17 protein-coding genes are annotated in these 24,326 nt (G+C 61.1%); 5 read left to right on the top strand and 12 right to left on the bottom strand.

Translation table 11 applies throughout. The features are described 5' to 3' along the window. Nucleotides 1–15: 15 nt before the first annotated feature. The 9 genes from gltB to AC3IP0_RS01825 form a co-directional block, all read right to left on the bottom strand. Nucleotides 16–4,461 carry a glutamate synthase large subunit gene (gene gltB / locus AC3IP0_RS01865; RefSeq protein WP_489326531.1) on the bottom strand — a complete coding sequence of 1,482 codons (4,446 nt, stop codon included), beginning with the start codon at nucleotides 4,459–4,461 and terminating at the stop codon, nucleotides 16–18. Between the two features lie 349 nt (nucleotides 4,462–4,810). After that, on the bottom strand, nucleotides 4,811–6,412 hold the full coding sequence (locus AC3IP0_RS01860) for an AAA family ATPase (protein WP_489326529.1): 1,602 nt from the start codon (nucleotides 6,410–6,412) through the stop codon (nucleotides 4,811–4,813). A gap of 10 nt (nucleotides 6,413–6,422) precedes the next feature. Beyond that, nucleotides 6,423–7,523 carry a 3-dehydroquinate synthase gene (aroB, locus tag AC3IP0_RS01855; RefSeq protein ID WP_489326528.1) on the bottom strand — a complete coding sequence of 367 codons (1,101 nt, stop codon included), beginning with the start codon at nucleotides 7,521–7,523 and terminating at the stop codon, nucleotides 6,423–6,425. 151 nt (nucleotides 7,524–7,674) lie between these two features. Continuing rightward, complete coding sequence (aroK, locus tag AC3IP0_RS01850; RefSeq protein ID WP_057712350.1) at nucleotides 7,675–8,193, bottom strand: shikimate kinase AroK; 519 nt, start codon at nucleotides 8,191–8,193, stop codon at nucleotides 7,675–7,677. Between the two features lie 4 nt (nucleotides 8,194–8,197). Further along, nucleotides 8,198–10,267, bottom strand: coding sequence for a type IV pilus secretin PilQ (locus AC3IP0_RS01845; RefSeq protein WP_489326526.1), 2,070 nt, complete (start codon nucleotides 10,265–10,267; stop codon nucleotides 8,198–8,200). Nucleotides 10,268–10,280: 13 nt separating this feature from the next. Further along, complete coding sequence (locus AC3IP0_RS01840; protein WP_489326524.1) at nucleotides 10,281–10,808, bottom strand: pilus assembly protein PilP; 528 nt, start codon at nucleotides 10,806–10,808, stop codon at nucleotides 10,281–10,283. Then, on the bottom strand, nucleotides 10,805–11,428 hold the full coding sequence (locus AC3IP0_RS01835; RefSeq protein ID WP_489318023.1) for a type IV pilus inner membrane component PilO: 624 nt from the start codon (nucleotides 11,426–11,428) through the stop codon (nucleotides 10,805–10,807). Before AC3IP0_RS01835 ends, AC3IP0_RS01840 begins: the two co-directional genes overlap by 4 nt. After that, nucleotides 11,425–11,991: a PilN domain-containing protein gene (locus AC3IP0_RS01830; protein WP_489318022.1), complete on the bottom strand. Its 567-nt coding sequence runs from the start codon at nucleotides 11,989–11,991 to the stop codon at nucleotides 11,425–11,427. The genes AC3IP0_RS01835 and AC3IP0_RS01830 overlap by 4 nt, the downstream gene beginning before the upstream one ends. Continuing rightward, nucleotides 11,991–13,055, bottom strand: a complete 1,065-nt coding sequence (locus AC3IP0_RS01825) for a pilus assembly protein PilM (protein ID WP_489326523.1) — start codon at nucleotides 13,053–13,055, stop codon at nucleotides 11,991–11,993. The genes AC3IP0_RS01830 and AC3IP0_RS01825 overlap by 1 nt, the downstream gene beginning before the upstream one ends. 217 nt (nucleotides 13,056–13,272) lie before the next feature. On the opposite strand from AC3IP0_RS01825, the gene AC3IP0_RS01820 reads away from it, so the two are divergent. After that, on the top strand, nucleotides 13,273–15,714 hold the full coding sequence (locus AC3IP0_RS01820; protein ID WP_489319709.1) for a penicillin-binding protein 1A: 2,442 nt from the start codon (nucleotides 13,273–13,275) through the stop codon (nucleotides 15,712–15,714). Nucleotides 15,715–15,981: 267 nt separating this feature from the next. Here the strand turns inward: AC3IP0_RS01820 and AC3IP0_RS01815 are convergent, their stop codons facing one another. The 3 genes from AC3IP0_RS01815 to rpmE all read right to left on the bottom strand — a co-directional run bounded on the left by AC3IP0_RS01815 (nucleotide 15,982) and on the right by rpmE (nucleotide 18,475). Next, nucleotides 15,982–17,250, bottom strand: coding sequence for a malic enzyme-like NAD(P)-binding protein (locus AC3IP0_RS01815; RefSeq protein ID WP_489318020.1), 1,269 nt, complete (start codon nucleotides 17,248–17,250; stop codon nucleotides 15,982–15,984). Nucleotides 17,251–17,432: 182 nt separating this feature from the next. Continuing rightward, nucleotides 17,433–18,221, bottom strand: a complete 789-nt coding sequence (locus tag AC3IP0_RS01810) for a thermonuclease family protein (protein WP_489318019.1) — start codon at nucleotides 18,219–18,221, stop codon at nucleotides 17,433–17,435. A 35-nt stretch (nucleotides 18,222–18,256) separates the two neighbouring features. Further along, complete coding sequence (rpmE, locus tag AC3IP0_RS01805) at nucleotides 18,257–18,475, bottom strand: 50S ribosomal protein L31 (RefSeq protein ID WP_008047849.1); 219 nt, start codon at nucleotides 18,473–18,475, stop codon at nucleotides 18,257–18,259. Between the two features lie 201 nt (nucleotides 18,476–18,676). Here rpmE and AC3IP0_RS01800 point away from each other — a divergent pair, with 201 nt between their 5' ends. The 4 genes from AC3IP0_RS01800 to hslV all read left to right on the top strand — a co-directional run bounded on the left by AC3IP0_RS01800 (nucleotide 18,677) and on the right by hslV (nucleotide 24,316). Continuing rightward, entirely contained in the window at nucleotides 18,677–20,896 is a 2,220-nt protein-coding gene (locus AC3IP0_RS01800; protein WP_489318018.1) for a primosomal protein N', read from the top strand. A gap of 183 nt (nucleotides 20,897–21,079) precedes the next feature. Beyond that, nucleotides 21,080–22,822 carry an arginine--tRNA ligase gene (gene argS, locus AC3IP0_RS01795; protein WP_489318017.1) on the top strand — a complete coding sequence of 581 codons (1,743 nt, stop codon included), beginning with the start codon at nucleotides 21,080–21,082 and terminating at the stop codon, nucleotides 22,820–22,822. Nucleotide 22,823: 1 nt separating this feature from the next. Beyond that, entirely contained in the window at nucleotides 22,824–23,531 is a 708-nt protein-coding gene (locus AC3IP0_RS01790; protein ID WP_489318016.1) for an SPOR domain-containing protein, read from the top strand. Between the two features lie 254 nt (nucleotides 23,532–23,785). Further along, nucleotides 23,786–24,316 (top strand): ATP-dependent protease subunit HslV, encoded by a 531-nt coding sequence (gene hslV / locus AC3IP0_RS01785; RefSeq protein WP_046031180.1) that lies wholly within the window; start codon nucleotides 23,786–23,788, stop codon nucleotides 24,314–24,316. Nucleotides 24,317–24,326: the final 10 nt, after the last annotated feature.

Genomic DNA, 24,326 nt, shown 5'->3' with positions numbered 1-24,326 from the left:
CTCTTCAGGCGCATATCACTGCGGGTTGGCACGGGTGCTGGAAAGCAACGACTTCAGGTTGGCAGCCTTGGGCTTGACCAGCCAGAAACGACGCACGTAATCATCGAGGTTCTCGGCGAGTTCACGACCCCACTCGCTGTCGGTCTCCTCGACGTACTCGTTCAGCACGCGTTGCAGGTGGCTGCGGTAGGCTTCCATCGCCTCGCCGCTGATCCGCTGGATTTCCACCAGTTCGTGGTTGACCCGGTCAACGAAGCTGTTGTCCTGGTCGAGCACGTAGGCGAAACCGCCGGTCATGCCAGAGCCGAAGTTGTAACCGGTCTTGCCCAATACGCAGACGAAACCACCGGTCATGTACTCGCAGCAGTGATCGCCAGTGCCCTCCACGACGGTGTGGGCACCGGAGTTACGCACGGCGAAACGCTCGCCCGCGGTACCGGCGGCGAACAGCTTGCCGCCAGTGGCGCCGTACAGGCAGGTGTTGCCGATGATGGCACTGTCCTGGGTGCGGTAGACACTGCCCTTCGGCGGAACGATGACCAGCTTGCCACCGGTCATGCCCTTGCCGACGTAGTCGTTGGCGTCGCCTTCCAGGTACATGTGCAGGCCACCGGCGTTCCACACGCCGAAGCTCTGACCGGCAGTGCCCTTGAAGCGGAACGTGACCGGCGCGTTGGCCATGCCCTGGTTACCGTGCTTGCGCGCGATTTCGCCGGAGATCCGTGCGCCGATGGAACGGTCGCAGTTGCAGATATCCAGGGCGAATTCAGCGCCGCTCAGGTCGTTGATTGCCGAGGTGGCCATGTCGACCATTTTCTCGGCCAGCAGGCCCTTGTCGAACGGCGGGTTGCGTTCAACGCCACAGAACTGCGGCTTGTCCGCCGGCACGTGGTCGCTGCCCAGCAACGGAGTCAAGTCCAGGTGATGCTGCTTGGCGGTCTGGCCTTCGAGGACTTCCAGCAGATCGGTACGGCCGATCAGCTCTTCGAGGGAGCGCACGCCCAGCTTGGCCAGCCACTCACGGGTTTCTTCGGCGACGTAGGTGAAGAAATTCACCACCATGTCGACGGTACCGATGTAGTGATCTTTGCGTAGCTTCTCGTTCTGGGTCGCGACGCCAGTGGCGCAGTTGTTCAGGTGGCAGATACGCAGGTATTTGCAGCCCAGGGCGATCATTGGCGCGGTGCCGAAGCCGAAGCTTTCAGCGCCGAGGATGGCCGCCTTGATCACGTCGAGGCCGGTTTTCAGGCCGCCGTCGGTCTGTACCCGGACCTTGCCGCGCAGGTCGTTGCCACGCAGGGTCTGGTGGGTTTCGGCCAAGCCGAGTTCCCACGGAGCGCCCGCGTATTTGATCGAAGTCAGCGGCGATGCACCGGTACCGCCGTCGTAGCCGGAGATGGTGATCAAGTCCGCGTAGGCCTTGGCCACACCGGCGGCGATGGTGCCGACGCCCGCTTCTGCTACCAGTTTCACCGAGACCAGCGCCTTCGGGTTGACTTGTTTCAGGTCGAAAATCAGCTGCGACAAGTCTTCGATCGAATAGATGTCGTGGTGCGGCGGTGGCGAAATCAGGGTCACGCCCGGCACTGCGTAACGCAGCTTGGCGATCAGACCGTTGACCTTGCCGCCTGGCAGTTGACCGCCTTCGCCGGGCTTGGCGCCTTGGGCGACCTTGATCTGCAGCACTTCGGCGTTGACCAGGTATTCCGGGGTCACACCGAAACGGCCGGTGGCAACCTGCTTGATTTTCGAGCTCTTGATGGTGCCGTAGCGCGCCGGGTCTTCGCCGCCTTCACCGGAGTTGGAACGCGCACCGAGGCGGTTCATGGCTTCGGCCAGGGCTTCGTGAGCTTCTGGCGACAGGGCGCCCAGGGAGATACCGGCGGAGTCGAAGCGCTTGAGCACCGATTCCAGTGGTTCGATCTCGCTGATGTCCAGCGGCGTGTCCAGGGTTTTGACTTTCAGCAGGTCGCGGATCATCGACACCGGGCGGTTGTCCACCAGCGACGTGTATTCCTTGAACTTGCTGTAGTCACCCTGCTGCACAGCGGCTTGCAGAGTGTTGACCACGTCCGGGTTGTACGCGTGATATTCGCCACCGTGGACGAACTTCAGCAAGCCGCCTTGCTGGATCGGCTTGCGCGGGCTCCAGGCTTCGGTAGCGAGTGCTTTCTGCTCGGCTTCGATGTCGACGAAACGCGCCCCCTTGATGCGGCTCGGCACGCCACGGAAGCTCAGGTTGCAGACTTCTTCGGACAGGCCGATGGCTTCGAACAACTGCGCACCACGGTACGAAGTAATAGTCGAGATGCCCATCTTCGACAGGATCTTGAGCAAGCCCTTGGTGATGCCTTTACGGTAGTTCTTGAACACCTCGTAGAGGTCGCCCAGTACTTCACCGGTACGGATCAGGTCACCCAGCACTTCATAGGCCAGGAACGGGTAAACGGCAGAGGCGCCGAAACCGATCAACACGGCGAAGTGATGCGGATCGCGAGCGGTCGCGGTTTCCACCAGGATGTTGGAGTCGCAACGCAGGCCTTTTTCGGTCAGGCGGTGGTGCACCGCGCCGGTGGCGAGCGAAGCGTGGATCGGCAGCTTGCCCGGGGCAATGTGACGGTCACTCAGCACAACCTGGGTACGACCGGCGCGCACGGCTTCTTCAGCCTGATCGGCAACGTTGCGGATCGCCGCTTCGAGGCCGACGCTCTCGTCGTAGTTCAGATCGATGATCGCGCGCTCGAAGCCCGGACGATCGAGGTTCATCAGCGAGCGCCACTTGGCCGGGGAAATGACCGGCGAGCTGAGGATCACGCGCGAAGCGTGTTCCGGCGACTCCTGGAAAATGTTGCGCTCGGCACCGAGGCAGATTTCCAGCGACATGACGATGGCTTCACGCAGCGGGTCGATCGGCGGGTTGGTGACCTGGGCGAACTGCTGGCGGAAATAGTCGTACGGCGTGCGCACGCGCTGGGACAGCACGGCCATCGGCGTATCGTCGCCCATCGAGCCCACGGCTTCGTAGCCCTGCTCGCCGAGCGGACGCAGCACCTGGTCGCGCTCTTCGAACGTGACCTGGTACATCTTCATGTATTGCTTGAGCTGATCGACGTCGTAGAACGCCGAACCGTGGTCGTTGTCTTCCATGGTCGCCTGGATGCGCAGGGCATTCTTGCGCAGCCATTGCTTGTACGGATGACGGGACTTCAGGCGATTATCGATGGCATCGGTGTCGAGGATCTGACCGGTTTCGGTGTCCACGGCAAAGATCTGGCCGGGGCCCACACGGCCCTTGGCAATCACGTCTTCGGGCTGGTAGTTCCAGACACCGATTTCCGAAGCCAGGGTGATGAAGCCGTTCTTGGTAGTGACCCAACGCGCCGGACGCAGACCGTTACGGTCGAGCAGGCAAACTGCGTAGCGACCATCGGTCATTACCACGCCGGCCGGGCCGTCCCACGGTTCCATGTGCATCGAGTTGTATTCGTAGAACGCACGCAGATCCGGGTCCATGGTCTCGACGTTCTGCCACGCAGGCGGAATGATCATCCGCACGCCACGGAACAGGTCGATGCCACCGGTGACCATCAGCTCCAGCATGTTGTCCATGCTCGAGGAGTCGGAACCCACGCGGTTGACCAGCGGGCCGAGCTCTTCCAGGTCCATCAGATCGTTGGTGAACTTGGTGCGACGGGCCACGGCCCAGTTGCGGTTGCCGGTGATGGTGTTGATCTCGCCGTTGTGCGCCAGGAAGCGGAACGGTTGAGCCAGCGGCCATTTCGGCAGGGTGTTGGTGGAGAAGCGCTGGTGGAACACGCAAATCGAGGTTTGCAGGCGCTCATCACTCAGGTCCGGATAGAAGGCGGTCAGATCCGCCGGCATCATCAGGCCTTTATAAATGATGGTCTTGTGGGAAAAGCTGCAGACGTAGTGGTCGGTGTCGGCGGCGTTGGCCACGGACGAGCGACGACGGGAGGTGAACAGCTTGACGGCCATGTCCTGATCGCTCAGGCCTTCACCGCCGATGAACACCTGCTCGATCTGCGGCAGGCGCTCAAGGGCCAGGCGGCCGAGGACGCTGGTGTCGATCGGCACTTTGCGCCAGCCGACCAGTTGCAGACCGGCGGCCAGGATCTCGCGGTTCATGTTCTCGCGAGCGGCTTCGGCTTTGACCGGGTCCTGGTTGAAGAAGACCATGCCCACAGCGTATTGCTTGGGCATTTCGACGCCGAAGGTTTCCTGGGCGATGGCTCGCAGGAACACGTCCGGCTTTTGAATCAGCAGACCGCAACCGTCACCGGTCTTGCCGTCGGCATTAATCCCACCGCGGTGGGTCATGCAGGTCAGGGCCTCAATGGCCGTTTGCAAAAGGGTATGACTGGGCTCGCCCTGCATATGAGCAATCAGGCCGAAACCGCAGTTATCCTTGAATTCATCTGGTTGGTACAGACCTGCTTTCATAGACACTTTCTCACCAGGCTGCTTCTCGCGAAGCAAATTTCTTTTCAATTCAACCACTTACCAACCGCGCCGAACGTACGCCAGCTTTGCGGGGGCAAAAGGGAGGTCATTGTACACACCGACACAGAGGCTCACAAATTTGACGACGAAATGTCGCAAATCCATGTCGCATTTGTGAAAGGTTTAAAGCGATCTGCTGTGCTAGTCAAAACTTTTTTTAATTCTGACCGCAACGACTCAAAGACTACTGTGACGCAGACACCACAAGGCACGCAGCCCGAAAGGCGGCGCGCACTTGTAGAAATTTTGAGGTGCTTGGAGAGGCGGCCTGGGTAAGGCCGCCGAATCTTCAGCGAGTTGTTGCCAGTTCCTGTTGGACGCTGGCGACAGTGCGAGGCCAAGGTTTACCAGCCTGAACCTTCGCTGGCAAGGCCTTGATGGCGGAAACGGCTGCATCACGATTGGCGAAGTTGCCATAGGTGATCACGTAGAGCGGCTTGCCATTGAGGACTTTCTTGAAATAACGGTACTCGCCGCCCTGCTCCTTGACGAAGCTTTGTGCGGCGGTTTCGGAGCTGGTGCCGAGGATTTGCACCACGTAGTTGCCCGGCGCCTGACCGGCGTACCAGGTGCCGCCAGCGGCCTTGGCAGCCGGAGCCGGTTTCTCGGCAGGCTTGGCCGCAGCAGCAACGGCTGGCTTGGCTGGCGCTGGAGCAGGCTTGGTCACTGGAGCAGGCGCTGGCTTGGCGGTGGCGACCTGGGTCGGCGCAGGCGTCGGCTTGGCCGCTGGTGTCGGTGCAGGTGTCGGCGCAGGGCCGGAAGGAACGCCCACAGGCGGCGCAGTGGTGGTCACCGTCGGCGATGTGGCGCTGGAACCTTCAACCGGAACGCCATCATCACCTTCGGTGATGCCGCCTGCGGCTTCAGCCAGCGGGGCGCGCATGACCGGTTGCGAGTTACCGACCAACGGCAATGGCATCGGCTGCGTATTACCGGCGAATTCGACGGCCGGAGCACCGCCATTCGCGGTTGGCTGGCCTTGGCCAAGCGGCAGTTGCGCCTGTTCATTGGCCGGTGCACCGGTGGTCGGTGCCTTGTTGCGACCCGGAATCAACCAGGCGGCAGCTACCGCAACCACGACCACGGCGGAAATCGCCAATACGTGTTTCTTCGGCATATTGAACCCCATTTTTGGACGCTTGACCGCTGAGCGGCTGGCGATCATGGCTTCGATCATTGCATCGCGGGCGACCTGATTGATGCTGCCAGGCCAACCTTCGGAGCTTTCGTGAATATCAGAGATCTGATCCGCGGTGAAAAGTTCGATACCGCGACCAGCGCCTTCGAGCCGCTGCTCCAGATATTCGCGGGTTTCTTCTTCGGTGTAGGGCTGCAACTCGATGACGTGGAAACGCTCTTCCTCGAGATGCAAAGCCTCAAGCTGACCGATCAGCGAGGTCTCACCGAACAGGAACACATGCGGGCGGCCTTCAGGCGCGCCGGCAGCCAGGACCATCAGAGCCTCAAGGGCGGACTCGTCGAGTTGTTCGGCGTCATCGACCAGCAGATAGACTTCTTGCCCGGTCAGTGCGAGTTGCACCACCTGGGCCAGAATAGCCTCAATATCAGCCTGGCCGACGTTCAGCGCCTGGGCCACCTGGCGCAACACCCCGGACGCATCGCCGGCGCCGCGGGCAGAAACCACCACACTCTGTACCGATTGCTTGTTGGTGCTGGCGACCAGGGCCTGGCGCAACAGGGTCTTGCCACTGCCCTCGGGGCCGGTGACCACCAGCAGCAACTGGCTGTAGCGGGCCAGGTGATGCAGTTGTCCCAGCACGGGCTTGCGCTGGGCCGGGAAAAATTTGAAGCCAGGCACCCGTGGAGCAAAAGGGTCATGACTCAACTGGTAATGGCCGAGGAAAGCCTCGTCGGCATGCAAACTAGTCATCGTGTTCTTATTAACCTTTAAGCTGAGCCAGGGCGCGGTAGTCTGCCCCCAGCGTGGCCTGTAGAACCTCTTTCGGATAATCGTCGGTCACCACCGCTTCACCCATGTGGCGCAGCAGCACCAGGCGCAAACGACCGTCGATCACTTTTTTATCAATGGACATATGTTCGAGGAAATCGGCTTCTGTCATCTCTTCCGGCGGAATGACCGGCAGTCCTGCACGCTGGAACAGACGAATGCCGCGATCACGCTCCTGCTCGCTGATCCAGCCGAGTCGCGCGGACATTTCCAGCGCCATTACGGTGCCAGCAGCCACCGCCTCACCATGAAGCCATACACCATAGCCCATGTGGGTTTCGATGGCGTGGCCAAACGTGTGGCCCAGGTTCAAGGTGGCACGAACGCCCGTCTCTTTCTCATCGGCACCGACCACCGCCGCCTTGGCCGCGCAGGAGCGCTCGATGGCATAGGTCAGGGCTTGCTGGTCCAGATTGCGCAGGCGGTCGACGTTGTCTTCGAGCCAGGTCAGGAACGGCTCATCACAGATCAGCCCGTACTTGATGACTTCGGCCAGCCCGGCGGACAGCTCGCGCGCCGGCAGGGTATTGAGGCTGGCGGTATCGATCAGCACCACGTTCGGCTGATAGAAGGCGCCGACCATGTTCTTGCCCATCGGATGGTTGATCCCGGTCTTGCCGCCTACCGAGGAATCGACCTGCGACAGCAGCGTGGTCGGAACCTGGATGAAATCGACGCCGCGCTGGTAGCAGGCGGCGGCAAAGCCGGCCATGTCACCGATCACACCGCCACCGAGGGCGATCACCGTGGTGCGGCGGTCATGCCGGGCGGTCAGCAGGCCGTCGAAAATCAGCTGCAGGGTTTCCCAGGTCTTGAAGGCTTCGCCGTCGGGCAGTACCACGGAAATCACCGAGAACTGCGCCAGGCTGCGGGTCAGACGCTCGAGATAGAGCGGCGCAACAGTCTCGTTGGAGATGATCGCTACTTGCCGTCCGCGAATGTGCGGGGCCAGCAGCTCAGGCTGATCCAACAAACCTTCGCCAATATGAATCGGGTAGCTGCGCTCGCCTAGATCGACCTTGAGTGTCTGCATGTGTCCCCACAGTGAAGATGGAATCAGGCGTTCCGCCCTGAGTTAACGAACATCCACGGCCTCTGCTGGTGTGACGCCGTTCGGTAGTCATCCGCCACAACCTTGAGCGGTCATGGCGGGACGCCGAGGATAGCGCATTTCGCGCGGCGCTTTAACGGGGTGGCAGCTGCTGCAGGCGCTCTAGAATGTCGAGTACAACCATTCGTGGCGGCCGCTCATCGGTTTCGACCACCAGGTCGGCAATTTCCCGATAAAGCGGATCGCGGATCGCCAGCAGATCCCGCAGGGTCTTGGCCGGGTCGGCGGTACGCAACAATGGCCGGTTGCGGTCGCGGGACGTGCGGCCGACCTGCTGCTCGACCGACGCATGCAGATAAACCACCCGCCCACCGGCATGCAGTGCCCGACGATTGGCTTCGCGCATGACCGCGCCCCCGCCTGTCGCCAGCACCACACCGTCGCAATCGCACAGCTCGGCAATCATTGCCTGCTCGCGATCACGAAAGCCCGGTTCGCCTTCCTTATCGAAGATCCAAGGGATATTGGCGCCCGTGCGCAATTCAATTTCCTTATCGGAATCTTTGAATGGCAGGCGCAGCTCTTTGGCCAGCAACCGGCCGATGGTGCTTTTTCCAGCACCCATCGGTCCAACAAGAATCAAATTTCGCACAGAATCAATGACTCACAGCAATCGCCCGATTATTCATGATACGCGGAGTGAGGAATACCAACAGCTCGGATTTTTTCTCCGAAACCACATCACGCCGGAAAAGGCGGCCAAGATACGGCACATCGCCAAGAAATGGCACCTTATCTACAACCTTGCTCTGAGTATTTGAGAAAACACCGCCAATGACGATGGTCTCGCCATCGTTGACCAGGACCTTGGCGTTGACTTCGTTTTTCTTGATGGGCGGTACATCCTGGACCTTGTTGAGGTAGTCCGGCTCGTCCTTGGTGACCTTGACCTCCATGATGATCCGGTTGTCGGGTGTGATCTGCGGCGTCACCTCCAGCGACAGCGAAGCCTCCTTGAACGAAACCGAAGTCGCGCCGCTGGAACTGGCTTCCTGGTAGGGAATCTCGGTGCCCTTGAGGATTTTCGCGGTTTCCTTGTCGGACGTGACCACCTTGGGCTGCGAGACGATTTCCCCGTTGCCGGTTTTCTCCATGGCCGTCAGCTCCAGGTCCAGCAAGACGTTATCGGTGATGAACGCGATGCCGATTCCAGAGGTGTTATTGGCTACGCCCATGTCGACGAACGGCGAATTGGTGCTGGTACTGCCGGGCGTGCCGATGGTCGATGACCCATTGAGTCCGTTGCTGACACCGGAGGTGTTCCAGTTGCCCTTGTTCTGTATCGAGCCGCCCCAGCGCACCCCGAGGCTTTTGTCATAGTCGACGTTGGCTTCGACAATGCGCGCCTCGATCATCACCTGACGCACCGGGATATCCAGCTGCGTGACGATCCTGCGCAGCTCGTCCAGCCGGTCCTGGGTCTGGTAGGCAATGATGTTGTTGGTGCGTTCATCGACGGTGATCGACCCCCGTTCGTCGGGCTTCGCTTCGGCACTGGTCACCGACTGGAAGAGTTTGGCGATGTCCGCCGCCTTGGCGTAATTGACCTGCAACAGTTCCCGACGCAACGGCGCCAGATCGGCAATCTGCTTCTGCGATTCGAGCTCCTGACGCTCACGGGCAGCAATTTCATCGGCCGGCGCAACAAGCAGGACATTACCGACCTTGCGCTTGTCCAGCCCCTTGGTTTTCAGCACCAGATCCAGCGCCTGATCCCACGGCACGTTCTGCAAGCGCAGGGTAATTCCACCCTGGACCGTGTCGCTGGCCACCAGATTGAGGTTGGTGAAATCGGCGATCAGCTGCAGCACCGAGCGCACGTCGATGTGCTGGAAATTCAGCGATAGCTTCTCGCCGCTGTACGCCTGTTGCCCGGCATTGCGCTTTTGCAGCTCGTCGACCGTCGCCGGGCGAACGCTGACCGTGAGCTTATTGTCAGTCTGATAGGTCGAGTAATCGAATGTGCCACCGGGTTCAATGCTGATGGTGGCTCGATCGCCGCTCACGCTGGCATTGACGAACTGCACTGGCGTGGCGAAATCCTTCACGTCCAGACGCACGCGCAATGGCTCGGGCAATCGGGTTTTGGCAAATCCGACGATGATCTTGCCCTCACGCTCTTGTATGTCCGGCGCAATCGATGGATCCGACAAGTCGATCACCACGTTGCCTTCGCCCTGGGTTCCCCGCTGGAAATCCACACCCCGAATGGCCTTGCCTGTCGTCGCGGCGGCTCGTGCCGGAACCGGAATTGCTGTAGCCGTCGGCCTGGATGTCGACGGCTTGACCCCCTGCCCGACAACTACCAGCAAATTGTTGCCTTCAATTCGCGAGTCATACGGGGCCGGCTGGGTCAGGTTGATAATCAATCGCGTACGGTCCCGGGCCTCCACCACCGTTGCACTGCGGGCATTTCCACTGCCGAGATCGCGAGTCTTGCTGGCCAACTGACTGGCGACACCCGGCAAATCCAGGGCAATCCGGGCCGGCGAATCCGTCGTGTAGCCGTGGGGTACCGGGGGTGGTGCATCGAACGACAACTTCAACTCGACACGGTCACCCGGCAGCGCAGCGACATCCAGCGCCTTGAGATTGGCCGCTTGTACCATCGGCGACAACAACGCTATCCATAGCGAAAGGCCGACGGTGGAAAGAATCCTGTTCATTATTGGAGTTCCACTATGAGTGCTCTTTCAAGGAAATGGTCCGGGGACGCTCCAGCCAAGCACCCTGACCATCAGGGACAATTTCAACTACATCGACTTGAGAGCCGCTGATCGCAACGATCCGTCCATCGTTACGCCCAAGGTAATCGCCGACTTTCAGCCGGTGCACCCCACCCGCCCCGCGCAACAGGGCATAGGAGCCCGTAGCATTGGAAAGGGTGCCGACCATTTCAAACTGCTCGATGTTGAAGCCTTCGAGGTATTGCTTGACCCGACCCGGGTCGGGTTTGACGTTACTCGAACCCCGCCGGCGGGCCGCCAGATCAGTGCTGATCTGCGGCGAAAACGGGCTGCGCAGATTCGCCGCGTTGTAAGTGAATGCCGGGTAGGACCGGAATACCGGCGTTGGTTCAATCCTCCCCGGCCCATGCAGGCGCATTTCGTTCATGTATGCGTCCAGATCGGTGTAGTCATCGCCTGCGCCACAACCGGACAGGGCAGACAGCAACACCACCACCGAAAAACAACGTGACGGACTCATTGATGCTGTCCCTTGTCGTTGTAGCGGTAGGTCTTGGCGAGGATGATCAAGCGCAGTTTCGGACCACCCTCGGGGCTGACGGGGGCAAGGTCGAAGTCGTGCAAGGTGACGATTCGTGGCAATCCGGCCACACCACTGACGAAGGTGGCCAGGTCGTGGTAATCCCCAGTGACCGTGATCTGGATCGGCAGTTCGATGTAGAACGGCTGGGCGACCTCCGGCAGCAATTTGATCTCTTCGAACTCCAGGCCGCTGCCCAGGCCCGTACGAGTGATGTCTTCCAGCAAGCCTGGCACTTCGGTTTCGCTGGGCAGTTGCCGCAACAGCACGACGAAGGCGCTCTCCATCTCCTTCAACTGCCGGGTGTAGAGATCCAGATTCGCCGCCATGCGGGCTTTGCCGGCGAACTGTTCCTTGAGTGTCGACTCTTCCTCGCGCTTGAGATCGAGCTGGCTCACAAGGTCGCGGGTGGAAAAGCTATAGCCAAAGGCCAGCACCAGGAGTACGAGCAAACCAGCCACCAGAAACTTGATCGCCGGCGGCCAGGAACCCATGTTGCTGGTATCCAGATCATTGATGTCGATCTTGCGCAGCCCTTCGAACCATTCGGACAGGCTCATTTGCCCTCCTCCGGTTTTGCGGGCTGAGTCTGGCGAACGGTCAACTGGAAAACGTTGGCCTGCTCCATCTGACCGGCGGCCGTGGCCTTGACTTCGGTCAGGCTCGGAGCATCGAACCAGTCTGATGCCTCGAGGTTGCGCATCAATTCTGAAACGCGGTTGTTGGATTGCGCGGCGCCGGTGATGGACAAGGTCTTTGCGGTCATTTTCACTTCGGTGAAATACACGCCGTCGGGCAGTGCTCGCGCCAACTGGTCAAATATTCGCCCGCTGATTTGGCGATTGCCTTGCAGGTCCTGGATGACGCCCATGCGCTCGACCAGTTGCTCACGTCGCGCCTTGAGATCATTGATCTGGGTGATCCGTTCATCGATCACGGCGACTTGCCTGCCGAGGTAATCGTTACGGGCGACTTGCCGGTCGATGGCACCGCTGATGAATTGGTTCGCGACCAGCACCGCACCCATCGCGCCCACCATTGTCGCCACCAGGACCAGCAGGAAACGCTTGCGGCGAACTTCACGCCGCTCCTCGCGCCAGGGTAAAAGGTTGATCCGTGCCATCAGTCGAAGCTCCTGAGGGCCAGACCGCAGGCGATCATCAACGCCGGGGCATCATTCGCCAGGGCAGCACCATTGACCTTGCTGCCCAGAGTCATTTCGCAAAAAGGGTTCGCGACCTGGGTCGGCGTGCCCAATTGCTGCTCGATCAAACGGTCCAGCACCGGGATCGACGCCGTACCGCCGGCCAGCAGGACATGGTCGACGGCGTTGTACTGGCCGGAGGCAAAGAAGAAATGCAACGAGCGCGACACCTGCTGCACCAGTGCCTCGCGAAATGGTTGCAAGACCTCACCGGCATAGTCATCCGGCAGACCGCCCTTCTTTTGCGCCAGCCCCGCCTGCTCCAGCGTCAGGCCATAGCGACGCTGGATTTCCTCGGTCAGTTGCCGACCACCGAACAGTTGTTCGCGGGTGTAGATGATCCGCCCGTTGTGCAGCACGCTCAGGGTGGTCATGGTGGCACCTATGTCCACCACTGCGACCGTCAAAGGCTCCCCGGAAACCGCGAGCCGGCTGGCCAGCAATTCGAATGAACGCTCCAGCGCGTAGGCCTCGACATCGACCACGCGGGCGGTCAGCCCCGCCAAGGCCAAGGCTGCCTCGCGGACTTCGACGTTTTCCTTGCGACAAGCGGCGAGCAGCACGTTGACACGCTCGGGGTTGCGCCCGGAGTTGCCCTGGACTTCAAAGTCGATCGCGACTTCGTCCAGGGGATAAGGAATGTACTGATCGGCCTCGATCTTCAGCTGGCTTTCCATCTCGTCCTCGGAAAGACCGGCATCCATCTCGATGGTCTTGGTGATCACCGCCGAGCCCGCCACGGCCACGGCCACGTTCTTGAGGCCGGTTCTGGCCTTGGCCAGCGCGCGCGAGAGGGCCAACCCTACGCCTTCGAGCTCGGCGATATTCTTTTCGATCACCGCGCCGACCGGCAACGGCTCGACCGCATAGGCCTCGACCCGGTAGCGCCCGCCCTGACGGCTCAACTCAAGAAGTTTCACCGAGGTGGAGCTGATGTCGATTCCCAGCAGCGTATTGGATTTTTTGTTGAAGAGTCCTGGCACTACCAATTCCCTATGACTTTCCGTGAGTTACGGACTCTGCAATGTCCATTGCGTTCAATCCGCCCGTCTTGACAGCAGCGCCAGCCACGCTCCCGATCAGAAAAATGCTTATAATGCCCAGCGTTTTTTTTCCGCATTTGCTCAAGCGCGGGTCGTTCTCATATAGCCTGAACCTGTTGCCCAATTCATTTTTTACCCTGGATATCCAAAAGCCTTGATTCGTCTGCTGAAGTTTTTCGGTTGGTCCATCGTCGCGGTTTTCTGCGGACTCCTTCTGGGTCTGAGCGGGGCGTACCTCTACCTTAGTCCCGGACTTCCGTCCGTGGAGGCGCTGAGAAGCATCCAGTTGCAGATCCCTTTGCGGGTCTACAGCAGCGACAGCAAGTTGATCGCAGAATTTGGCGAAATGCGCCGTACACCGATCCGTTTCGCCGACATTCCCCCCAATTTCATCAATGCGTTACTAAGTGCTGAAGACGACAATTTCGCCAACCACTATGGCGTCGATCCGAGCAGCCTGATGCGTGCCGCGACCCAGCTGATCAAAAGCGGACACATCCAGTCCGGCGGCAGCACGATCACCATGCAGGTGGCGAAGAACTTTTTCCTGACCAGCGAACGCAGCTTTTCGCGCAAGACCACCGAAATCCTCCTGGCCCTGCAGATCGAACAGCAGTTGACCAAGGACGAGATCCTCGAGCTGTACGTCAACAAGATCTATCTGGGTAACCGCGCCTACGGCATCGAGGCGGCGGCGCAGGTCTACTACGGCAAGTCGATCCGCGATGTCAGCCTGGCGCAGATGGCGATGATCGCCGGCCTGCCCAAGGCGCCGTCGCGCTTCAACCCGCTGGCCAACCCGGCGCGCAGCAAGGAGCGTCGCGACTGGATCCTGGGGCGTATGTACAAGCTCGGAAAAATCAGCGAGGCCGACTACACCGCTGCGGTCAACGAGCCGCTGAACGCCAGCTATCACGTGCCGACCCCGGAAGTGAACGCCCCGTACATCGCCGAAATGGCCCGTGCCGAAATGGTCGGGCGTTATGGCAGCGACGCGTATACCGAAGGCTTCCGCGTCACCACCACGGTGCCGAGCGACCTTCAGGAAATGGCCAACACTGCGGTCCACGATGGCCTGATGACCTACGATCAGCGCCACGGCTATCGCGGGCCAGAGTCGCGGCTGCCGGGCAAGACTCGCGAAGCCTGGGCAACCGAGCTGACCAAACAACGCACCATCAGCGGCCTGGAACCGGCCATCGTGACCCTGGTCGACAAGAGCGGCCTGCAAGTGCTGACCCGCACCGGCCAGGAACACGTGAACTGGGACACCATGAAGTGGGCCCGGCCGTTCCTGAACACCAACAGCATGGGCGCCAACCCGAAACAACCCTCGGACGTGGCCCAGGTCGGCGACCTGATTCGCGTGCAGCGTCAGCCGGACAATTCGCTGAAGTTCAGCCAGATCCCGCAGGCCCAGGGCGCGCTGGTGTCCCTGGACCCACAGAACGGCGCCATTCGCTCGCTCGTCGGCGGTTTCGCCTTCGAGCAGAGCAACTACAACCGCGCATTGCAGGCCAAGCGCCAGCCGGGCTCGAGCTTCAAGCCGTTCGTCTACGCCGCCGCACTGGATAGCGGCTACACCGCCTCCAGCCTGGTGAACGACGCCCCGATCGTGTTCGTCGACGAGTACCTGGACAAGGTCTGGCGTCCGAAGAACGACACCAACACCTTCCTCGGCCCGATTCGCCTGCGTGAAGCGCTGTACAAGTCGCGCAACCTGGTGTCGATCCGCTTGCTGCAAGCGATGGGCGTCGGCAAGACCATCGACTACATCACGCGCTTCGGCTTCAACAAACAGGACCTGCCACCCAACCTGTCCCTGGCGCTGGGCACCGCGACCCTGACGCCAATGGAAATCGCCACCGGCTGGAGCACCTTCGCCAACGGCGGCTACAAGATCACCCCGTTCATCATCGACAAGATCGAAAGCCGCAACGGCGACACGCTGTTCGTCGCCAACCCGCCGAGCGTGCCTCAGGGCGGCGCCGCCAGCGATGGCATTGCCGCGCCAAGCGCCCCTCAAGCCTTCACGGTCAACGCAACGCCGGGCGAAGCCCCGGGCACTACGCCTACGCCACAAGCACCCGCCGTGGCCGAACGCATCGTTGACGGGCGCACCACGTACATCCTCAACAGCATGCTTGAGGACGTGATCAAGCTCGGCACCGGTCGTCGCGCGCTGGCCCTGGGTCGCCCTGACATTGCCGGCAAGACCGGTACGACCAACGAATCCAAGGACGCCTGGTTCTCCGGCTACAACGCCGATTACGTGACGACCGTGTGGACCGGTTTCGATCAACCGGAAAGCCTGGGTCGCAAGGAATTCGGCGGCACCGTCGCGCTGCCGATCTGGATGAACTACATGGGCGCCGCGCTCAAAGGCAAACCGCCGCATACGCAATCGGAGCCGGAAGGCATCCTCAGCCTGCGAGTCGATCCGATCAGCGGCCGCGCGGCCAGCCCGGGCACGCCTGGGGCCTACTTCGAGCTGTTCAAGGTCGAAGATACGCCACCGTCGGGGAACGAACTGGGCAACGGCCTGGCACCTGGCAGCCCGCTGCCGGCGGATGAAGCGGCGCCGATCGATTTGTTCTGATTGCCGCAATACTGAAAAGCCCCCGCCTTCGAAAGAAGTGCGGGGCTTTTTTTGCCTGCCGGTTTTGATGTTGTCTGAACCGACCTCTTCGCGAGCAAGCCCGCTCCCACAGGGATCAGCGGCGTACATAAATTCGATGAACACCATCGCCCACTGTGGGAGCGAGCTTGCTCGCGAAGAGGCCCTCACAGGCGACGCAAAACTGTCAGGCACAAAAAAGCCCCGACTCTCACAAGCCGGGGCTTTTCGTTGAAGCGCTACAACGGCTTAGCCGTTGAACACGTCATCCACGCTTTTGAGCGGGTAGTTCTTCGGATACGGCAGGGTTGCCACGCCGGTCTCGATCGCGGCCTTGGCCACAGCGTCGGAGATCAGGGTGATCAGGCGTTTGTCCATTGGCTTCGGAATGATGTACTCACGACCGAACGCCAGCGGAGCACCGCCGTAAGCATCGCACACGTCCTGTGGAACAGGCAGTTTGGCCAGTTCACGCAGGGCGTTGGCCGCAGCCACTTTCATCTCTTCGTTGATGCGCTTGGCGCGAACGTCCAGGGCACCACGGAAGATGAACGGGAAGCCCAGTACGTTGTTGACCTGGTTCGGGTAGTCGGAACGACCGGTGGCCATGATCACGTCGCTACGGGTAGCGTGCGCCAGCTCCGGGGAGATTTCCGGATCAGGGTTCGAGCAGGCGAACACGATCGGGTTAGGCGCCATCGACAGCAGGCCTTCAGCGCTCAGCAGGTTCGGGCCGGACAGGCCAACGAACACGTCAGCGCCTTGCAGGGCGTCAGCCAGAGTGCGCTTGTCGGTCGCGTGAGCGAACACAGCCTTGTACTGATTCAAGTCGTCACGGCCGGAGTGGATCACGCCGGTACGGTCGACCATGTAGATGTTTTCGATGTTGGCGCCCATGCTCACCAGCAACTTCATGCAGGAGATAGCGGCAGCGCCGGCACCCAGGCAGACGATCTTGGCTTCCGGCAGGGTTTTGCCAGCGATTTCCAGGGCGTTGATCATGCCGGCGGCGGTCACGATAGCGGTGCCGTGCTGGTCATCGTGGAATACCGGAATATCGCACTGCTCGATCAGAGCGCGTTCGATTTCAAAGCACTCTGGTGCCTTGATGTCTTCCAGGTTGATGCCACCGAAGGTGATGGAGATGCGCTTGACGGTGTCGATGAAGGCTTGCGGGCTTTCGGAGTCGACTTCGATGTCGAAAACGTCGATGCCGGCGAAGCGCTTGAACAGTACGCCTTTACCTTCCATCACTGGCTTGGAAGCCAATGGGCCGAGGTTACCCAGGCCGAGAATCGCGGTGCCATCGGAAATGACTGCAACCAGGTTGCCTTTGCCGGTGTACTTGTAGGCCAGTTCAGGATCGCGGGCGATCTCGCGTACTGGTTCGGCTACGCCCGGGCTGTACGCCAGCGACAGGTCGCGAGCGGTAGCAGTGGCCTTGGTGAGCTCGACACTCAGCTTCCCTGGACGAGGATTGGCGTGATATTCGAGAGCGGCAGTTTTCAGATCAGACATTTTGGCATTCCGCTTTTACTGTTGGACAGACTGGTCAGCGAGGATACGCGCCTCGCAAAGTCCCCACAAGACTGACCGGTCACCCCTGTCAAGCGCCCGGCCCTACGACTTTGGGCCAAGAGCCACGGAACACAAGGGATAGACTGTTCACAATCTGCAGAAAAAATGTCTACAATTTTTTATCACTGTGCCGTTTGAAGCATCGCCGGGTCGGTCAAGGGCAACATCCAGCGTGCCTGCCCTTCTTTCAGTCCGCCACGTCGCGAACGATCCAGGACCCAGCCGCGCGCCTCGATCTGCTTGCCTTCGAGCCTTTCCAGTGATTCCGCATCAAACTGCCCCAGCAGATTGGGTGCAACGCGCAATACAACCGAATCCTGCAATTCGATCCAAACCCCGCCGCGATTGCGTTGAACCTTGCTCACACGACCGCTGAGCACAGCAAAGCCGGAAGTGCTGATCTGCTCCGCCTTCAGTACAGGCGACTGGCGCCACACACCGAGCCCGGCCTGCCGAGCGCTGTTTTCTGCGGCTTGCTGACAGGCGACAAGATCGACATTCGGTGCCACCGCCACCTGAAACCCCAGGCCTTCGGCGAGCATTTGCGCTTCAAGGTTGGCGCCATCGGCACCGTAAACATGGGCCAGGGTGCGACCGTAATGGTCTTTGCTTTCTTTGCCGGGCAGCAAACCAACCTGCCCATCGCTCGCCGCCACCAGGGCTTCGAGTCGCTTGCGTGCGACCACGGCGAACGGTTCGTCGGAACGGCCATTCTTTCCCAGTTCCGGCGTGTTCAAGCCGATCATGCGCACGCTGCGGCCATCGCTCAGGCGCAGGGTGTCGCCGTCCACCACCCGCTGCACCGCGACGGGTGCCAGGCCGCTGGGTGCCGGGCAAAACGCCTGGGCGCCGGATAGCCAAATCGCGGACATAAAAAAGGCGCCCGCGAGGGACGCCTTTTTCATCAGCATGGAAAAACCGGAACGGCTTCCCAAGTTGATTGGCCTTAGGCCTTTTTCGCGCCGAAAGCACCGAAACGGTCGGCGAAGCGCTGAACGCGGCCGCCAGTGTCCAGAGTCTTCTGCTTACCGGTGTAGAACGGGTGGCATTCGTTGCAAACGTCGATCGCCAGGGCTTTGCCGAAGGTCGAACGGGTTTCGAACTTGTTGCCGCAGCTGCAGGTAACAGCAACTGCTGGGTATTCTGGATGGATATCAGCTTTCATGGTGTCTTCCTCAGGCTAGCGTGCCGCCACCCAACACTATTGTTGAATACCGCACGTAATTAGGCCGCGGATTCTACCAGACAATCCCATTCACGCAAGCTGTCGCTGAGACCGACCGTCTGCTAGGCTCCCGGCCCAATACGCACCCACAGGGGGACATGCAACCCCGCTTTTATCTTCCGCTGATCGAGATCCCCCCGCGTGCCCGACGCCATATTGCGCCTCGCCCTGCCTTCGCCGCTGCGCCGCCTGTTCGACTACCGCGCACCGGCCGGCGTCCTGCGCGCCCATCTGCACCCTGGCATGCGCCTGCGGGTGCCGTTCGGTCGACGCGAGATGATCGGCATTCTGGTGGAAGTCACCGACACCAGCGAAGTGCCGGTCGAGAAGCTCAAGCCGGCCCTGGCCCTGCTTGACGCTACGCCACCGCTACCGCCCGCGCTGTTCAAGCTGTGCCTGTGGACGTCCCAGTATTACCAGCACAGTCTCGGCGACACCTTGAGCTGGGCGCTGCCGGTTTTGCTGCGCCAGGGCGAGCTGGCCGAAGCTCGCCAGGAGCGTTTCTGGTCCGCCGCGCCGGGGGCCAGCCTCGATGATCCGCGCATCGCCCGCGCCCCGCGCCAGCGCGAAGCCCTGGCCACGCTGGCCCAGCATCCCCACGGCGTCGCCCATCAATTGCTGAGCAAACTGATGCTGAGCAAGGACAGCCTGGATTTGCTGCTGGCCAAGGATCTGGTGCAGGTCGAGATCCGCCGGCACGCCCCGGGTGCACGCCACGAGCACTGGCTGGCGCAACCGGAACTCCCGCTGAACCCGGAGCAGCGCGCCGCCTATGAGGCGATTCGCGCCGGCTTCGACAGTTATCACGCGTTCCTGCTGGCCGGCGTCACCGGCAGCGGCAAGACCGAAGTCTATCTGCAGTTGATCCGCGAAACCCTCGAAGCCGGCAAACAGGCGCTGGTGCTGATCCCGGAAATCAACCTCGGCCCGCAGACCCTGGCGCGCTTCGAACAGCGTTTCAATGCCCGTATCGCGCTGATCCATTCTGCGGTCAATGACCGCGAACGCCTCGAGGCCTGGCTGGCCGCCCGGGATGGTGAGGCCGATATCATTATCGGCACCCGCTCGGCCCTGTTCACACCGATGAAGAACCCCGGCCTGATCATCATCGACGAAGAGCACGACGGTTCCTATAAACAGCAGGAAGGTTTGCGCTACCACGCCCGTGACCTGGCATTGGTACGGGCGCGACAGGAAAACATCCCGATTGTCCTTGGCTCCGCCACCCCCTCACTGGAAAGCCTGCACAACGCCTACACCGGCCGCTACGGGCTGCTGCGCTTGAACGAGCGCGCTGGCGGTGCCAAACAGCCGCGTTTCCTGCGTCTGGATGTTAAAAGCCGTCCGCTGGACAGCGGCATTTCCGGGCCGATGCAACAAGCCATCGGCCAGACCCTGGCCGCCGGGCAGCAGGTACTGGTGTTCCTCAACCGCCGCGGCTTCGCCCCGACCCTGCTGTGCCATGACTGTGGCTGGATGTCCGAGTGCCAGCGCTGTGACGCGCGCATGACCGTGCATCAGCGTCATGGCGAGCTGCGCTGCCACCATTGCGGCTACGTCGAACGCGTGCCGCGCCAGTGCCCGAAGTGCAACAAGGTCGATCTGCGCCCCGTTGGCGCCGGCACCGAGCGGGCCGAGGAGCGCCTGGCGATTCTGTTCCCGGACTATCCGGTGCTGCGGGTCGACCGCGACAGCACATCGCGCAAGGATGCGATGAACCAGTTGTTCGCGACCATTCAAAAAGGCCAGCCGTGCATCCTGATCGGCACGCAGATGCTTGCCAAAGGTCACCATTTTCCACGGGTGACACTGGTGTCGATCCTCGACGCCGACGGCGGCCTGTTCTCCGGCGACTTCCGCGCCAGCGAGCGCATGGCTCAACTGATCGTGCAGGTCGCCGGCCGCGCAGGTCGCGCCGAGGAGCCAGGCAAGGTGATTATCCAGACGCACCTGGCCGACCACCCGCTGCTGGTGCAATTGACCGAGCAAGGCTATTTCGCCTTCGCCGAACAAGCCTTGAGTGAACGCCGTGCGGCCGGCTTGCCGCCGTTTGCGCACCTGGCGCTGCTGCGGGCCGAGGCGCACAAACCGGGTCAGGCCGAGGGCTTCCTGGATGAGGCTTGCAGCGAAGCGGAGCGTTTGCTGGCCGAGCAGAATCTGACGGGGATCGAGTTATTGGGACCCGTCCCGGCACCGATGGAGCGCCGGGCCGGGCGTTATCGTGCGCAACTGTTGGTACAGGCCACAGCGCGGGCACCCTTGCATCGATTGCTGGCCAGCTGGTTGCTGGTGCTGGAGCAGATGCCGAGCGGGCGGGCGGTGCGTTGGTCGCTGGATGTTGATCCGGTGGATTTGTATTAAGACGGTCAAGATCAAAAGATCGCAGCCTTCGGCAGCTCCTACCCTGCGATCTTTGCCTCTTTTGTCACCACACATCCATATCCTGCCTGCTATGGTTGGCAAGCCCGTCTTCGCAACGGATAATGCCCAGTTTTTCCACCAGCGCATGATGCGCCGCCGCGCCTGCGGTCGAAAGAGAAGACCATGAAAGACACCATTCGCCAGCTGATCCAACAAGCCATCACCCAACTCGTCAACGAAGGTGTGTTGCCTGAAGGCCTGTCGCCGGCGATCCAGGTGGAAAACTCCCGCGACAAGAAGAACGGCGATTTCGCCAGCAACATCGCCATGATGCTGGCCAAGCCGGCCGGCATGAAGCCCCGCGACCTGGCGGAAAAAATCATCGCCGCGCTGCCGACTGACGAAAATGTCGCCAAGACCGAAATCGCAGGCCCAGGCTTCCTGAACTTCTTCCAGAACACCGACGCCCTGGCCTCGCGCCTGGACGCCGCCCTGGCCGACACCCACATCGGCGTGCGCAAGGCCGGCCCGGTGCAGCGCACCGTGGTCGACCTGTCGGCGCCGAACCTGGCCAAGGAGATGCACGTCGGCCACCTGCGCTCGACCATCATCGGCGACGGCGTGGCCCGTGTGCTGGAATTCCTCGGCGACACCGTGATCCGTCAGAACCACGTCGGCGACTGGGGCACCCAGTTCGGCATGCTGATGGCTCATCTGATGGAACAAAAAAAATTCGACAGAAGCGGAAACTTGGCGGATTTGGAAGAGTTCTATCGCGCAGCCAAGAAACGCTTCGACGAAGATCCAGCTTTTGCGAATCACGCGCGGCAATTGGTCGTAGATCTACAAGCAGGTGACCGAAACTGCAGAGACGTTTGGCAAAGCTTCCGGGACATTTCCCTGTCCCACTGCCAAGCAATCTATGAAGAATTGAACGTCAAACTGACCATGGCCGACGTGATGGGCGAAAGCGCCTACAACGACGACCTGATCAACGTGGTCAACGACTTGAAGGCCGCAGGCATGCTGGTCGAGAGCAACGGCGCCCAGTGCGTGTTCCTCGACGAGTTCAAGAACGCCGACGGCGACCCGCTGCCGGTGATCATCGTCAAGGCTGACGGCGGCTACCTCTACGCCACCACCGACCTGGCGGCCGTGCGCTACCGCAGCGGCAAGCTCAAGGCCGATCGCGCGCTGTACTTCGTCGACCAGCGCCAGGCCCTGCACTTCCAGCAAGTGTTCGCCGTGGCGCGCAAGGCCGGTTTCGTGACCCATCCGATGGAAATGGAACACATGGGCTTCGGCACCATGAACGGCGCAGACGGCCGTCCGTTCAAGACCCGTGATGGCGGCACCGTGAAGCTGATCGACCTGCTGACCGAAGCCCAGGAGCGCGCCTACACCCTGGTCAAGGACAAGAACCCTGAACTGGCCGAGACTGAGCTGCGCAACATCGCCAAGGTGGTGGGCATCGGCGCAGTGAAATACGCCGACCTGTCCAAGCACCGCACCAGTGACTACAGCTTCAACTTCGACCTGATGCTCAACTTCGAAGGCAACACCGCGCCGTACCTGCTGTACGCCTACACCCGCGTAGCCGGTGTGTTCCGCAAGCTCGGCAAGGACTTCAGCGAAGTCGACGGCCAGATCGTCCTCGAAGCGGCGCACGAACACGAACTGGCGGCGAAGCTCGCGCAGTTTGGCGAGATCCTGAACAACGTGTCCGAAAAAGGCACCCCGCACATCCTCTGCACTTACCTGTACGACGTCGCCGGCCTGTTCTCCAGCTTCTACGAGAACTGCCCGATCCTCGCCGCCGATACCCCGGCACAAATGCAGAGCCGCCTGCGCCTCGCCGCGCTGACCGGACGCACTCTCAAGCAAGGCCTGGAACTCTTGGGCCTGGAAACTCTGGAGCGTATGTAAGTTGGCTGCCAAGAAAAAACCTGCACCCAAGCGTGGCGCCAGCCGTTACCAAGCTCCTGCAAAGCAACCGATCCCGGGTTGGCTGTGGATGGCCATCGGCCTGACGGTCGGCGCTTTCATCGTATTCCTGATGAAGCTGGAACCGGGCAAGGGCAGCGACACGGTCAAGCGTGAGAAAGTCGAGCAACAGCAGAAAGCCAGCAAGATCGCCGAGGCCAACAAGACCCCGCCGAGTCCGACGCAACCGGTGAAGCCGAAGTACGACTTCTACACCTTGCTGCCGGAATCGGAAGTCATCGTGCCGCCGGATGCCGTGCCGGAGAAAACCCTGCCGACGCCGCAAGTCCCGGCCATCCCGACCACGCCGGTCACCCCGGCCGAAGCGGCGAAGATCGACACCGCGCGCGCCCAGGCTGCCTTGGCCGGGATTACTCCACCTCCTGCGCCACCGGTCAAGGCTGCGCCTGTGACGAAGTTTTTTCTGCAGGCTGGCTCGTTCCGCAAAGAGGCCGATGCGGACAAGGTACGGGCGCAGATCATTCTGCTGGGTCAGGCTGTGGCGGTCGAGTCCGGTACGGTGAAGGACGAAACCTGGTATCGGGTATTGGTCGGACCGTTCAGCAACCGTGAGCAACTGACCACGGCGCAGAAACAATTGGCCGGTGCAGGTTTCAGCAATTTGTTGTTACAACAACGCCAGAGCCGCTGATCGACTGCCACAGCAGCTCCCACAGAGGTGTCCACCCCTGTAGGAGCTGCCGCAGGCTGCGATCTTTTCAAGGCTCGCACGGTATTCGTCTTCCCGGCATAAAAAGAGCGAGATCAAAAGATCGCAGCCTTCGGCAGCTCCTACGCGCCTCGCACCACTCGTCCCCTCTCCCGTCCTACAGTTGAAATCCTCTCCACCACCCCCATATGAATGGGCATAAGGCATTTTCGCCCCGCTGCGTGGAGACTCTTCCCTTGACCACCATCGTTTCAGTTCGCCGCCACGGCAAAGTCGTCATGGGCGGCGACGGCCAGGTTTCCCTTGGTAATACCGTGATGAAAGGCAACGCGAAAAAAGTTCGCCGCCTGTACCACGGCCAGGTCATCGCCGGTTTTGCCGGCGCTACCGCTGACGCCTTTACCCTCTTCGAACGTTTCGAAGGCCAGCTTGAAAAACACCAGGGTCACCTGGTGCGCGCCGCCGTCGAACTCGCCAAAGAATGGCGCACCGACCGCTCCCTGAGCCGCCTTGAAGCCATGCTCGCGGTCGCCAACAAAGACGCCTCCCTGATCATCACCGGCAACGGCGATGTGGTTGAACCCGAAGAAGGCCTGATCGCCATGGGTTCCGGCGGCGGTTACGCCCAGGCCGCTGCCAGCGCGCTGCTGAAGAAAACCGATCTGTCGGCCCGGGAAATCGTCGAAACCGCCCTCGGCATCGCCGCCGACATCTGCGTATTCACCAATCACACCCAGACCATTGAGGAGCAGGACTGCGCCGAGTAAGCCCGTGTTG

Source organism: Pseudomonas sp. GL_103 (assembly GCF_057835175.1).
This window is presented reverse-complemented; position numbering and strand designations above follow the sequence as displayed.